Genomic DNA, 13,273 nt, shown 5'->3' on the forward strand with positions numbered 1-13,273 from the left:
GTCGACCGGCCGGGAAAATCGCGAGTGGCGCGGAAACGTTCTCTGTACGTTGTAGGGGTGCGCGAGCGCACGATCAGCGCTTCCGCTCCTCCTTCCGAACCCTACCGAGGCACCCACGTGTTCCTGACGATCAGCACCACCGGCACTCCCGAACGCCCCGCCACCGACCTGGGCTTTCTGCTGCACAAGCATCCCGACAAAACGCAGGCGTTCTCCACCTCCTACGGCAAGGCCCACGTCCTCTACCCCGAGGCCGATGCCGAGCGCTGCACGGCGGCGCTGCTGCTGGAGGTGGACGCCGTGGCGCTGGTCCGGCGCGGCAAGGGCAAGGGCCGGGGCGGCGCTCCGGACGCGGCCCTCGCCCAGTACGTCAACGACCGCCCCTACGCGGCCTCCTCGCTGCTCGCGGTCGCCCTGAGCGGCGTGTTCTCCAGCGCGATGCGCGGCGTGTGCGCGGCGAAGCCGGAACTCCCTTCGCAGACACGGCCGTTGCGGGTCGAGGTGCCCGCACTGCCCGCACGCGGCGGCGCTGATCTCGTCCGCGGTCTCTTCGAGCCGCTCGGCTGGGCGGTGAGCGCCGAACCGGTGGCCCTCGACCCGGAGTTCGAGGAGTGGGGTGACTCGCGGTACGTGAGCCTGGTCCTGGAGTCGGAGGCCCTCACCGTCGCCGAGGCCCTGCGGCACCTGTACGTCCTGCTGCCCGTCCTCGACGACGCCAAGCACTACTGGGTGTCCTCCGACGAGGTCGACAAGCTGCTGCGCGCCGGTGAGGGCTGGCTGTCCGACCACCCCGAGCAGAAACTGATCACCAGTCGTTACCTCTCCCGCCGCTGGTCGCTGACCCGGCAGGCGATGGAGCGGCTGGAACTGGTCCGGCTCGCCGAGGCCGACGACAGCGAGGTCGAGGAGATCGACAACGCGGTCGAGCCCGAGGCCGAGACGGAGGACCGCCCGACCCCGCTGGCCGTGCTGCGCCGCGAGGCGATCGTCACGGCGCTGACGGAGTCCGGCGCCGCCCGGGTCCTCGACCTCGGCTGCGGGCAGGGCCAGTTGGTGCAGGCGCTGCTGAAGGACCCGCGCTTCACCGAGATCGTCGGCGTCGACGTGTCGATGCGGGCGCTCACCATCGCCTCCCGCAGGCTGAAGCTGGACCGCATGGGCGAGCGGCAGGCCTCCCGCGTCCAGCTCTTCCAGAGCTCGCTCGCCTACACCGACGCCCGCCTCAAGGGGTACGACGCCGCCGTGCTCAGCGAGGTGATCGAGCACCTCGACCTGCCCAGGCTGCCCGCCCTGGAGTACGCGGTGTTCGGTGCGGCCCGTCCGCGCACGGTCCTGGTGACCACCCCGAACGTCGAGTACAACGTCCGTTGGGAGAGCCTCCCGGCAGGCCACGTCCGGCACGGCGACCACCGCTTCGAGTGGACCCGCGAGGAGTTCCGCGGCTGGGCGACCGCGGTCGCCGAACGGCACGGATACGGCGTCGAGTTCGTACCCGTCGGCCTGGACGACCCGGAGGTCGGCCCGCCCACCCAGATGGCCGTCTTCACCATGAGCAGCGTGAACGAGAAGGAGGCGAAGGCAGCATGACCGAGACTCAGGTTTCCACGAAGCAGGGCCGTGTGCTGCCCGTCACCGATCTTTCCCTCGTCGTCCTGATCGGCGCGTCGGGGTCCGGCAAGTCCACCTTCGCCCGCCGCAACTTCAAGCCCACCGAGGTCATCTCGTCCGACTTCTGCCGAGGTCTGGTCTCCGACGACGAGAACGACCAGAGCGCGACCCGGGACGCCTTCGACGTCCTGCACTACATCGCGGGCAAGCGGCTCGCGGCCGGGCGGCGCACGGTGGTCGACGCCACCAGCGTGCAGCAGGACGCCCGCCGCCAGCTGATCGAGCTGGCGAAGCAGCACGACGTGCTGCCCATCGCCATCGTGCTGGACGTGCCGGAGGAGGTGTGCGCCGAACGCAACGCGGCCCGCACCGACCGCGCCGACATGCCCCGCCGGGTCATCCAGCGTCACACCCGCGAACTCCGCCGCTCGCTGCGTCACTTGGAGCGTGAGGGCTTCCGCAAGGTGCACGTCCTGCGGGGCGTCGAGGACATCCAGAACGCCTCGGTCGTCACCGAGAAGCGCTACAACGACCTGACCCACCTCACCGGCCCCTTCGACATCATCGGCGACATCCACGGCTGTGCCCTCGAACTGGAAGGTCTCCTCGGCAAGTTGGGCTACGTGGACGGCGTCCACCCGGAGGGCCGGCAGGCCGTGTTCGTCGGCGACCTGGTGGACCGGGGCCCGGACAGCCCGGGCGTCCTGCGCCGCGTCATGGCAATGGTCAAGTCGGGCGACGCCCTGTGCGTTCCCGGCAACCACGAGAACAAGTACGGCCGTCACCTGCGCGGCCGCAAGGTCCAGCACACCCACGGCCTGGCCGAGACCATCGAGCAGATGGAGAGCGAGAGCGAGGAGTTCCGCACCGAGGTACGGGAGTTCATCGACGGCCTCGTCAGCCACTACGTCCTCGACGGCGGCAGGCTCGTCGTCTGCCACGCGGGTCTGCCGGAGAAGTACCACGGCCGCACCTCCGGGCGCGTCCGCTCGCACGCGCTGTACGGCGACACCACCGGCGAGACCGACGAGTTCGGCCTGCCGGTGCGTTACCCGTGGGCCGAGGACTACCGGGGCCGCGCGGCGGTGGTCTACGGCCACACGCCCGTCCCGGAGGCCACCTGGCTGAACAACACCATCTGCCTGGACACCGGCGCCGTGTTCGGCGGCAAGCTGACCGCGCTGCGCTGGCCGGAGCGCGAGCTGGTCGACGTACCGGCGGAGCGGGTCTGGTACGAGCCGACGAAGCCGCTGCGCTCCGAGGCGCCCGGTGGGCACGACGGACGCCCGCTGGACCTGGCGGACGTGCGCGGCCGACGCATTGTCGAAACCCGTTACGACGGCCAGAACCGTGTCTCGATCCGCGAGGAGAACGCGGCCGCGGCCCTGGAGGTCATGAGCCGTTTCGCGGTGGACCCGCGGCTGCTGCCGTATCTGCCGCCGACGATGGCGCCCACGGCCACCTCGCACGTCGAGGGCTACCTGGAGCACCCGGCGGAGGCGTTCGCGCAGTACGCGCAGGACGGTGTCGCGCGGGTCGTGTGCGAGGAGAAGCACATGGGCTCGAGGGCGGTGGCCCTGGTGTGCCGGGACGCGGAAACAGCGCGTAAGCGTTTCGGAGTGGACGGCCCCACTGGATCCCTCTACACCCGCACGGGCCGGCCGTTCTTCGACGACGAGAGCGTGACGGAGGAGATCCTCGGCCGGATACGGACGGCGGTGGACGAGGCGGGCCTCTGGTCCGAGCTGGCCGCACCCGACAGCGCCTCCGGCACGGTGGACTGGCTTCTGCTGGACGCCGAGCTGATGCCCTGGTCGCTGAAGGCCTCGGGTCTGCTCCGCTCGCAGTACGCGGCCGTGGGCGCCGCGTCCCGCGCGGTCTTCCCGGGTGCCCTGTCCGCCCTGGAAGGCGCGGCGGCACGGGGCGTCGACGTCGAGGGCCTGCTGTCCCGGCAGCGTGAACGCGCTTCCGACGCGGCCGCGTTCACCGAGGCGTACCGGCGTTACTGCTGGACGACGGACGGCCTGGACGGCGTACGCCTGGCCCCGTTCCAGATCCTCGCGGTCCAGGGGCGCAGCCTCGCGGGCCTGCCCCACGACCAGCAGCTGTCGCTCCTCGACCGGCTGGTGGAACACGACAACACGGGGCTGCTCCAGACGACCCGGCGTCTGTACGTCGACACGGCCGACCCCGAGTCGGTCCAGGCCGGCGTCGACTGGTGGCTGGAGATGACGGGCCGAGGCGGCGAGGGCATGGTCGTCAAGCCACTGGGCGCCCTGGTCCGACAGGGGTCCCCCCGTCCGGGCGAGGCCGAGAGCGGGGGAGGGGTGGGCCGGCTGGTGCAGCCCGGCATCAAGTGCCGGGGCCGCGAGTACCTGCGGATCATCTACGGCCCGGAGTACACCCGTCCCGACAACCTCACCCGACTGCGTGGCCGCTTCCTCAACCACAAGAGGTCGTTGGCGATCCGCGAGTACGCCCTCGGTCTGGAGGCATTGGCCCGCCTGGCCGAGGGTGAGCCCCTGTGGCGTGTCCACGAGGCGGTGTTCGGGGTCCTGGCCCTGGAGTCGGAGCCGGTGGACCCGCGGTTGTGAGCGGGACGTCGCACTGCGACGCGAGGGTCGAGGGGGCCGGGCGAGGGTCGAGGGGCGACGGACGACGGGCGAGGAGCAGGCAGCCTGACCGGTGGGCCTGCGCAGCAGTTCCCGGCCCGACCGGTGGGCGGGGGCGCGGCTCAACCCCTGACCGGCGGGCGGGGGCCGGCGCGGCGGCTCAGCCGACGAGCCGCAGCGCCGCCTCCGCCCGTCCCACCCGTACCCGTTGGCCCCACGTCAGCTCCACCGCATCGCTCTCGATCCCGTCCCCGAAGGCGATGAGCCGTTCCGACTCGACGGTGAGGGTCAGCCGGCCGCCGGCCGCGAGCTCGCCCGCGACCAGCGAGGTGCCGGTCGCGGGGGACGGCCACGCCTCCCGCACGAACCACACCAGCCGGTCCTCGGTCGGGCCCGGAAGCCGCAGGCCGCTGTCGCCCGGGCCGCCACCGCCCCGCTCCTGCCACACCGACCGGATCCAGCCGGTCGCCCCGGTGCCCGTGCCCACCAGCACCCCGGAGGAGGCCTGGGCTTCGACGGCACCCCCGTCGTCGTCGAGGCCCAGGCGGTAGCGGGCGGTCTGGTGCCCCGCGGCGCCCAGATAGATCTCGTTGAGGGCCAGCAGCCGCTGGGTGTCGTCGGCCACCGCCTCGACCATGGTCAGCCCGTCCGTGCCGGTGCCCGCCGCGAGCACGGAGGGCAGGAGCAGCCGGGCGTCCGCCGGGCGGTGGCGGACCAGGACGCCCGGATTGCGGCCGGGGTCGGTGTCGATGCCCACCACCGGCTGACCGGCCAGGTACTTGGCGACGTTCGCCACCAGCCCGTCCTGGCCGACCACGACCACCACGTCCTCCGGTGCGAAGAGGAAGCGGTCCAAGTCCGCTCGCTCCACCCGGGTCTGGCGCCAGGTCAGGGGAATGGCCGCTGTCACCTCCGCCATGGCCCGCCTGGTACGCCGGTGGCGTTCGGCGATCTCCTCGATGTCCCGGCCCCGCGAGGAGAGGAAGAAGGCGGCCTGGCCGTGCGTGCCGTGCCGGGCCACCAACTCCTCGTACTCCGTGATGCGGTGGACCAGCACGGCCCGCGGGGCGAGACTCATTCCCGTTCCCCGGCGCCGAGCCTCGACAGCAGCCCGGTGAGGACGTCCGGCGAGATCGTCACGCTGTCGATGCGCGGGAGGTTCTCGGCGAGACGCGTCCCGGTGAGGGCGTGCAGGGTCGCCACGTCGACGTCCGCGTGCACGCGCAGCCAGGCCGCCTGTGCCTGGGCCCGCGCCTCGCCGACCTCGCGCGCCGCCTGTGCCTCGGCGTGGGCGAGCTGGACCGAGCGGGCCGCCTCCGCCTCCGCGAGCCGGACTGTGCGGGTCGCCTCCGCCTGGCTCAGCCGCTCCGTGCGCTGTGCCTCGGCCTCCGCCAGCCGCACCTGCTTCGTGGCCTCGGCCTCCGCCAGCTTCACCGCCCGCGCGGCCTCCGCCTCCGCGAGCCGTACGGATCGCGTGGCTTCCGCCTCCGCCCGCACCTTGTCCGCCGCCGCGCTCTCCTCCGCCTCACGACGGGTGTTCGTACCGCGCTGCTCGACCAACTGCTCCTCACGACGGGCCAGTTCGATCTTGCTGGCCAGCTCGTTCTCGGCGATCGTCCGCTCCCGCTCGACGGCCACCGCCCGCCGTTCGTACGTCGCCCGGTCGGCCTCCTGCTGGATCTGCTCGCGCGCCGGGGTGCGCAGTGCCCGCTCCACCTCCGGCTCCGGACGCAGCGCGACGACCCGTACGGCCACGATCTCGATGCCCGTGGCCGGCAGCCGAGGCTCGGCCGCCAGCCCCGCCGCGACCCGCTCCCGTACCGACTTCACGCCGTCCATCAGCGCCGACGCCAGCGACGTACGGGCGAGGACGTCCAGCGCGTGCTGCTGCGCCATCTCCGTCAGCAGGGTGCCGAGCTGTTCCAGGGGCGCACTGCGCCACGCGCCCGTGTCGGGGTCGATGGAGAAGTCGAGGCGGGCGGCGGCGACAGCCGGGTCGCTGATCCGGTAGGTCACCGTCGCCTGCACCGCCACGTCCTGGAAGTCGACCGTGCGGGCGTGGAAGGTCATCGCCAACTCGCGGTCGTCCACCGGCACTTCGGAGAGCGCCGCGCTCAGCGGGCGGAACCAGAAACTGAGCCCGGGACCGTCGTGCGCCAGCCTGCCGGAGCGGTGGTGGCGCACGTGCGCCGTCGGGGCGCCGCGCAGATGGCGCCAGCCCAGGCGCCGGGTGATGTCGGCCATGAGAGACCCCCCTCGTTCCTTTTCTCGTCAGTGCGACGATAAGAAAAACGATAGCCGCGCGTTCCCCTTGTCGTCAAGGGGACGAGAAGCGGTGGAGGTGACGGAAGGTAACGGAAGGCGACGGAAGACGGTGGAGGGCGGTGGGGGCGACGGAGGGCCGCGGGCGGTTTGAGGACGGCGGAGAACGGCCCGGCGAGGAACAGACTCGCGCGGAAACGGTCCAGTAGGGGGTGAAGGTGGTCCCCGATGGTCAGGATGGAGACATGGGATTCCATGTCGACTCCGAGGCCGGGCGGCTGCGCCGCGTCATCCTGCACCGGCCGGATCTCGAGCTCAAAAGGCTCACCCCCAGCAACAAGGACGCACTTCTCTTCGACGACGTGCTGTGGGTGCGCCGGGCGCGCGCCGAGCACGACGGGTTCGCCGACGTGCTGCGCGACCGCGGTGTCGCCGTACACCTCTTCGGCGACCTGCTCACCGAGGCCCTGGAGATCCCGGCGGCCCGAGCGCTCGTCCTGGACCGCGTCTTCGACGAGAAGGAGTACGGGGTGCTCGCCACCGACCACCTTCGCGCCGCCTTCGAGACACTCCCCGCCTCGGAACTGGTGGAGGCCCTCGTCGGCGGCATGACCAAGCGGGAGTTTCTGGAAGCGCATACCGAACCGACCTCCGTGCGCTTCCATGTGATGGACCTCGACGACTTCCTCCTCGACCCCCTGCCCAACCACCTCTTCACCCGCGACACCTCCGCCTGGATCTACGACGGCGTCGCGATCAACGCCATGCGCTGGCCGGCCCGGCAGCGCGAGACCGTCCACTTCGAGGCGATCTACCGGCACCACCCCCTGTTCCGCGGCGAGACGTTCCGCGTCTGGTCCGAGGGGCAGGCTGACTATCCGTCCACCATCGAGGGCGGTGACGTCCTCGTCATCGGCAACGGCGCCGTGCTGATCGGCATGAGCGAGCGCACCACCCCGCAGGCCGTCGAGATGCTCGCCCACAAGCTGTTCGCGGCGGGCTCGGCCGAGACCATCGTGGCCCTCGACATGCCGAAGCGGCGCGCCTTCATGCACCTCGACACCGTGATGACGATGGTCGACGGCGACACCTTCACCCAGTACGCGGGCCTCGGCATGCTCCGCTCGTACACCATCGAACCGGGCGTTGGCGAGAAGGAGCTGAAGGTCACCGACCATCCGCCGGAGCACATGCACCGCGCGATCGCCGCCGCCCTCGGCCTGAGCGAGATCCGCGTGCTCACCGCCACCCAGGACGTCCACGCGGCCGAGCGCGAGCAGTGGGACGACGGCTGCAACGTCCTCGCCGTGGAGCCGGGTGTCGTCGTCGCCTACGAGCGCAACGTCACCACCAACACCCATCTGCGCAAACAGGGCATCGAAGTGATAGAGATCCCCGGCAGCGAGCTGGGCCGGGGGAGGGGCGGGCCCCGCTGCATGAGCTGCCCGGTCGAACGGAGTGCCGTATAGGCGTACATGTGTCTGTATAAAAATGCTGAGCGTCGTATAGACTTCCGAGGGTCCCTGCCACCGCAGTCCCGTGCACTGCATCTCTTCACCGCACTTCTGGAGCGACCCCCATGGCGACAGTCCCGACCGCCCTCGCCGGCCGCCACTTCCTCAAGGAGCTGGACTTCACCGAGGAGGAGTTCCGCGGCCTGATCGAGCTGGCCGCCGAGCTGAAGGCGGCCAAGAAGGCCGGGACCGAGGTCCAGCACCTGCGCGGCAAGAACATCGCCCTGATCTTCGAGAAGACCTCGACGCGCACCCGTTGCGCGTTCGAGGTCGCCGCCGCCGACCAGGGCGCCTCCACCACCTACCTCGACCCCTCCGGCTCCCAGATCGGCCACAAGGAGTCGGTGAAGGACACCGCCCGCGTGCTGGGCCGGATGTACGACGGCATCGAGTACCGCGGGTCCAGCCAGGACAAGGTCGAGGAGCTCGCCGCCCACGCGGGCGTGCCCGTCTTCAACGGCCTCACCGACGACTGGCACCCCACCCAGATGCTCGCCGACGTGCTCACGATGACCGAGCACTGCGCCAAGAACCTCGTGGACGACGGTTTCGTGCTCGCCTACCTCGGCGACGCCCGCTTCAACATGGGCAACTCCTACCTGGTCACCGGTGCCCTGCTCGGCCTGGACGTCCGTATCGTCGCGCCGGAGGAGTACTGGCCCGGTGACGAGGTGATCGCGCTGGCCCGCAAGCTGGCCGAGGACTCCGGGGCCGAGATCCTGCTCACCGAGGACGTCGCCGAGGGCGTGGCGGGCGCCGACTTCGTCGCCACCGACGTGTGGGTCTCCATGGGTGAGCCCAAGGAGGTCTGGGACGAGCGGATCGCCGCCCTCGGCCCGTACGCCGTGACGATGGACGTGCTGCGCGCCACCGGCAATCCGGACGTCAAGTTCCTGCACTGCCTCCCGGCCTTCCACGACCTCGGCACCAAGGTCGGCCGCGAGATCCACGAGACCCACGGCCTGGACTCCCTCGAGGTGACGGACGAGGTGTTCGAGTCGGCCCACTCGGTCGTCTTCGACGAGGCGGAGAACCGCCTGCACACGATCAAGGCCGTGCTGGTGGCGACGCTCGCCTGAGCGGACGCCCCGATTCCGCGCTCCCTGTCTTCTCTGTGGGGGCGCAGTGGTTCGCGGCTCTACGGGTGGCGTGGCTCGCGTTCGGCGCGGGGCACGCCTGTCGGGGCCGGGTCGGCGCAGGTCACGCCGGATGCGGACGCCACTGCGGCGGAACGGCGGTCAGTCTGAACCACACCGCCTTGCCCTGGTCGGTGGGCCGGTGTCCGCAGGACGAGCTGAGGCTGCGGATGAGCAGCAGCCCGCGCCCGTGCTCCTGCCAGGGGTCGGGCTCCTCCCCGGAGGGGCGGGTGAGATCCCCGGGCGGTACCGGGTCCGGGTCGTGCACCTCGACCTGGCAGCCGGTCGGCTGCAACTCCACCACCAGCTCTATCGGGGCGTCCCCGGCGGTGTGCTCCACCGCGTTGGCGACCAGCTCGGCGGTGAGCAGTTCCGCGGTGTCGCTGTCCGCCCCGTGCTTCAGGTCGGCCAGCGCCGTGCGGACCAGCGCACGGGCCACCGGCACGGCCGCGGCGGAGTGCGGCAGCGCGATACGCCAGGAGGCGGCCGGCTCGGAGGGGCGTTCGTACAAGGCGAGTCCGTTCATGGCGCAGGGGCCGGTGATCGACATCAGGCGGTCCTGCTTTCAACTTCAGGAATGGTACGGCGGCTCCGGCAGAGGCGCTCGTCGGGTGCCGTAGGGGACCTTCGGCCCCTGCCGGCGACTTACCCGCGTCAACGGTCCCTCTCGCGTACCTGATCCCGTTGTTACCGCGTTATCGACGACCGGTGACGTGTGTGACGAGAACATGCCGTGCGGTGACACAGCGAGTCTTCCCGGCACCCCTATCGCGTACTCATGACGACAGTCACCAAGAGGTGATAACTTCGGGGAGACTGTCGAGGAGGCCGCCCTCATGAGTCCCTTCACCGGCTCCGCCGCCCGCACCCCCGACTGGCGCCACCTGCGCGTCGAACGCACCGACGGCATCGCCACCGTCACCCTGGCCCGTCCCGAGAAACTCAACGCCCTCACCTTCGGCGCCTACGCCGACCTGCGCGACCTGCTCGCCGAACTGTCCCGGGAACGGTCGGTCCGCGCCCTGGTACTCGCCGGCGAGGGCCGCGGCTTCTGCTCCGGCGGAGACGTCGACGAGATCATCGGCGCCACCCTCGGCATGGACACCGCCCAGCTCCTCGACTTCAACCGGATGACCGGCCAGGTCGTGCGCGCCGTACGGGAGTGCCCCTTCCCGGTCATCGCGGCCGTGCACGGCGTGGCGGCGGGCGCCGGCGCGGTCCTCGCCCTGGCCGCGGACTTCCGGATCGCCGACCCCAGCGCCCGCTTCGCGTTCCTCTTCACCCGCGTCGGCCTCTCCGGCGGCGACATGGGCGCCGCCTACCTGCTGCCCCGGATCGTGGGCCTCGGCCACGCCACCCGGCTGCTGATGCTCGGCGAACCGGTCCGCGCCCCCGAGGCCGAGCGCATCGGCCTGATCAGCGAACTGACGGACGAGGGCCGGTCCGACGAGGCAGCCCAGGCACTCGCCCGCCGCCTGGCCGACGGACCCGCACTGGCGTACGCCCAGACCAAGGCGCTCCTCACGGCCGAACTGGACATGCCGCTCGCCGCGTCCGTCGAACTGGACGCCTCCACCCAGGCCCTGCTCATGAACGGCGAGGACTACGCCGAGTTCCACGAGGCGTTCACGCAGAAACGGCCGCCGCAGTGGCGGGGGCGGTGACCATGACAGCCGAAGCGGGGCCACCGGCGTCCACGGCGCCGAGCCGTGCCGACACGCGGCTCCACCGAGGGCCGCGGCGCATCGCGATCATCGGCGGAGGCCCCGGCGGTCTCTACGCCGCAGCCCTGCTCCAACGCCTCGACCCCGCCCGCGAGATCACCCTCTGGGAACGCAACGCCCCCGACGACACCTTCGGCTTCGGAGTCGTCCTCTCCGACGAGACCCTCGGCGGCATCGAACACGCCGACCCGCAGGTCTACGCCGCCCTCCAGCGGGACTTCGTCCGCTGGGACGACATCGACATCGTGCGCCGAAGCACCCGGCACACCTCCACCGGACACGGCTTCGCCGCCCTCGGCCGGCGCAGACTCCTGGAGATCCTGCACGAACGCTGCCGCTCCCTCGGCGTCGACCTGCGCTTCCGCGCCGAGGCGCCGGACCCCGCACGACTGGCGGAGGAGTACGACCTCGTCATCGCCGCCGACGGGGTCCACAGCACCACCCGAGAAACGTACGCCCGAGTGTTCCGGCCCCAGGTGACCGCGCACCGCTGCCGCTACATCTGGCTCGCCGCGGACTTCGCCTTCGACGCCTTCCGCTTCGAGATCGCCGAGACCCCGCACGGCGTGATGCAACTGCACGGCTACCCCTACGCCGCCGACTCCTCGACCGTGATCGTCGAGATGCGCGAGGAGGTCTGGCGGGCAACCGGTTTCGACGAACTCGACGAACAGGAGTCGGTCGAGCGCTGCGCCAAGATCTTCGCGGACGCCCTCGGCGGACGCTCACTCAAGTCCAACCACTCCACCTGGACCACGTTCGCGACCGTCGTCAACGAACGCTGGTCGCACGGCAACGTCGTCCTGCTGGGCGACGCCGCCCATACCGCCCACTTCTCCATCGGATCCGGCACCAAGCTCGCCGTCGAGGACGCCCTGGCGCTCGCGGCCTGTCTGCACGAACACCCCGATCTCCGCACCGCGTTGACCGCCTACGAGGAGGAGCGCAAGCCCGTCGTCGCCTCCACCCAACGAGCCGCTCGCGCCAGCCTGGAGTGGTTCGAGAACATCGGCCTCTACCTCGACCAGCAGCCCCGCGGATTCGCCTTCAACCTGCTCACCCGCAGCCGCCGCGTCACCCACGACAACCTGCGTCTGCGCGATCCCCACTTCACCGAGGCCGTGGAACGGGAGTTCGGCTGCCCGCCCGGCACGCCCCCGATGTTCACCCCGTTCCGACTGCGTGGCCTGACCCTGCGCAACCGGGTCGTCGTCTCGCCCATGGACATGTACTCGGCCACCGACGGCCTCCCCGGCGACTTCCACCTCGTCCACCTCGGCGCCCGCGCGCTCGGCGGGGCCGCACTGGTGATGACCGAGATGGTGTGCGTGTCTCCCGAGGGACGCATCACGCCCGGCTGCACCGGCCTCTACACCGATCGCCAGACCGACGCCTGGCGGCGCGTCACCGACTTCGTGCACGACCGGGCGCCGGGTACCGCGATCGGCGTCCAACTCGGCCACTCCGGGCGCAAGGGGTCGACGAAGCTGATGTGGGAGGGCATGGACGAGCCACTGCCCGACGGCAACTGGCCGCTCGTGGCCGCCTCCCCGCTGCCGTACAAGCCGGGCGGTCAGCAGCCCCGCGAACTCACCACGGCCCGACTCGCCGACATACGCGAGGAGTTCGCCGCCGCCGCCGAGCGCGCCGCCCGGTCCGGCTTCGACCTGCTCGAACTGCACTGCGCCCACGGCTACTTGCTGTCCGGCTTCCTCTCCCCGCTGACCAACCGCCGAACCGACGCCTACGGGGGCTCGCTCGCCCGGCGGCTCCGCTTCCCACTGGAGGTCTTCGACGCGGTCCGCGCGGTATGGCCGACGGAACGCCCGATGACCGTCCGCATATCCGCCACCGACTGGGCCGAGGGCGGCACTTCGGCCGACGACGCCGTAGAGATCGCCCGTGCCTTCGCCGCACACGGCGCCGACGCGATCGATGTCTCGACCGGCCAGGTGGTGGCCGAGGAACGGCCCGAGTTCGGACGCTCGTACCAGACGCCGTTCGCGGACCGGATACGGCACGAGCTGGGCGTGCCCGTGATCGCGGTAGGCGCGATCTCCTCCTGGGACGACGTCAACTCGCTCATCCTGGCAGGCCGTACGGACCTCTGCGCCCTCGCCCGGCCCCACCTCTACGACCCGAACTGGACCCTGCACGCGGCCGTCGAGCAGGGCTACTCCGGACCGGGCGCCGACTGGCCGGCGCCTTACCGGGCAGGCAGCCGACAGCCGCGTACCGGACGCACGGACGCACCGAAACCCCGCCTGACACTCACGAGTTGAGGTGCTGGGGAGCAGAGCCGGGGGCCACCCCGTGAGCTGCCCCGGGGGTTGCCCCGGGGGCCGTGCCATGAGCCGTCCCATGCGCCGTGCCACGGGCAGCGCCATGTGCCGTGCCATGAGCTGAGCACGCCCCGT

The 13,273-nt window shown here is 71.3% G+C and carries 9 protein-coding genes; 6 read left to right on the plus strand and 3 right to left on the minus strand.

From position 1 onward, the window contains the following. Nucleotides 1-117: 117 nt before the first annotated feature. Both ACIRPU_RS09695 and ACIRPU_RS09700 read left to right on the plus strand, forming a co-directional pair. A complete protein-coding gene (locus ACIRPU_RS09695) occupies nucleotides 118-1,587 on the plus strand; it encodes a 3' terminal RNA ribose 2'-O-methyltransferase Hen1 (RefSeq protein ID WP_403865052.1) in 1,470 nt (489 codons plus the stop codon). Further along, the gene (locus ACIRPU_RS09700; protein WP_403864047.1) at nucleotides 1,584-4,202 is read left to right on the plus strand and encodes a polynucleotide kinase-phosphatase; all 2,619 of its coding nucleotides are present in this window, start codon (nucleotides 1,584-1,586) and stop codon (nucleotides 4,200-4,202) included. Before ACIRPU_RS09695 ends, ACIRPU_RS09700 begins: the two co-directional genes overlap by 4 nt. Before the next feature lie 178 nt (nucleotides 4,203-4,380). Here the strand turns inward: ACIRPU_RS09700 and ACIRPU_RS09705 are convergent, their stop codons facing one another. Both ACIRPU_RS09705 and ACIRPU_RS09710 read right to left on the minus strand, forming a co-directional pair. Further along, the gene (locus ACIRPU_RS09705; RefSeq protein WP_403864050.1) at nucleotides 4,381-5,298 is read right to left on the minus strand and encodes a hypothetical protein; all 918 of its coding nucleotides are present in this window, start codon (nucleotides 5,296-5,298) and stop codon (nucleotides 4,381-4,383) included. Then, a complete protein-coding gene (locus tag ACIRPU_RS09710) occupies nucleotides 5,295-6,464 on the minus strand; it encodes an SPFH domain-containing protein (protein WP_403864053.1) in 1,170 nt (389 codons plus the stop codon). Before ACIRPU_RS09710 ends, ACIRPU_RS09705 begins: the two co-directional genes overlap by 4 nt. Before the next feature lie 263 nt (nucleotides 6,465-6,727). Here ACIRPU_RS09710 and ACIRPU_RS09715 point away from each other — a divergent pair, with 263 nt between their 5' ends. After that, nucleotides 6,728-7,951, plus strand: a complete 1,224-nt coding sequence (locus ACIRPU_RS09715; RefSeq protein WP_403864056.1) for an arginine deiminase — start codon at nucleotides 6,728-6,730, stop codon at nucleotides 7,949-7,951. A 110-nt stretch (nucleotides 7,952-8,061) separates the two neighbouring features. Further along, on the plus strand, nucleotides 8,062-9,075 hold the full coding sequence (gene argF / locus ACIRPU_RS09720; RefSeq protein ID WP_403864059.1) for an ornithine carbamoyltransferase: 1,014 nt from the start codon (nucleotides 8,062-8,064) through the stop codon (nucleotides 9,073-9,075). A 121-nt stretch (nucleotides 9,076-9,196) separates the two neighbouring features. On the opposite strand, the gene ACIRPU_RS09725 is transcribed toward argF, so the two are convergent. Beyond that, on the minus strand, nucleotides 9,197-9,658 hold the full coding sequence (locus ACIRPU_RS09725) for an ATP-binding protein (RefSeq protein ID WP_403865055.1): 462 nt from the start codon (nucleotides 9,656-9,658) through the stop codon (nucleotides 9,197-9,199). Nucleotides 9,659-9,968: 310 nt separating this feature from the next. On the opposite strand from ACIRPU_RS09725, the gene ACIRPU_RS09730 reads away from it, so the two are divergent. Both ACIRPU_RS09730 and ACIRPU_RS09735 read left to right on the plus strand, forming a co-directional pair. Then, on the plus strand, nucleotides 9,969-10,796 hold the full coding sequence (locus ACIRPU_RS09730) for an enoyl-CoA hydratase family protein (RefSeq protein WP_403864062.1): 828 nt from the start codon (nucleotides 9,969-9,971) through the stop codon (nucleotides 10,794-10,796). Between the two features lie 2 nt (nucleotides 10,797-10,798). Beyond that, the gene (locus ACIRPU_RS09735) at nucleotides 10,799-13,138 is read left to right on the plus strand and encodes a bifunctional salicylyl-CoA 5-hydroxylase/oxidoreductase (RefSeq protein ID WP_403864065.1); all 2,340 of its coding nucleotides are present in this window, start codon (nucleotides 10,799-10,801) and stop codon (nucleotides 13,136-13,138) included. The last annotated feature ends 135 nt before the right edge of the window (nucleotides 13,139-13,273 follow it).

It is taken from the genome of Streptomyces sp. NPDC102259, assembly GCF_044766465.1.
GTDB lineage: Bacteria > Actinomycetota > Actinomycetes > Streptomycetales > Streptomycetaceae > Streptomyces.

What these genes read in the sequence shown, in the direction of transcription:
- ACIRPU_RS09700 (WP_403864047.1), top strand. Translation starts at nt 1,584, where the DNA reads ATGACCGAGACTCAGGTTTCCACGAAGCAGGGCCGTGTGCTGCCCGTC.
- ACIRPU_RS09710 (WP_403864053.1), bottom strand. Translation starts at nt 6,464, where the DNA reads ATGGCCGACATCACCCGGCGCCTGGGCTGGCGCCATCTGCGCGGCGCC.
- ACIRPU_RS09715 (WP_403864056.1), top strand. Translation starts at nt 6,728, where the DNA reads ATGGGATTCCATGTCGACTCCGAGGCCGGGCGGCTGCGCCGCGTCATC.
- ACIRPU_RS09735 (WP_403864065.1), top strand. Translation starts at nt 10,799, where the DNA reads ATGACAGCCGAAGCGGGGCCACCGGCGTCCACGGCGCCGAGCCGTGCC.
- ACIRPU_RS09730 (WP_403864062.1), top strand. Translation starts at nt 9,969, where the DNA reads ATGAGTCCCTTCACCGGCTCCGCCGCCCGCACCCCCGACTGGCGCCAC.
- ACIRPU_RS09705 (WP_403864050.1), bottom strand. Translation starts at nt 5,298, where the DNA reads ATGAGTCTCGCCCCGCGGGCCGTGCTGGTCCACCGCATCACGGAGTAC.
- argF (WP_403864059.1), top strand. Translation starts at nt 8,062, where the DNA reads ATGGCGACAGTCCCGACCGCCCTCGCCGGCCGCCACTTCCTCAAGGAG.
- ACIRPU_RS09725 (WP_403865055.1), bottom strand. Translation starts at nt 9,658, where the DNA reads ATGAACGGACTCGCCTTGTACGAACGCCCCTCCGAGCCGGCCGCCTCC.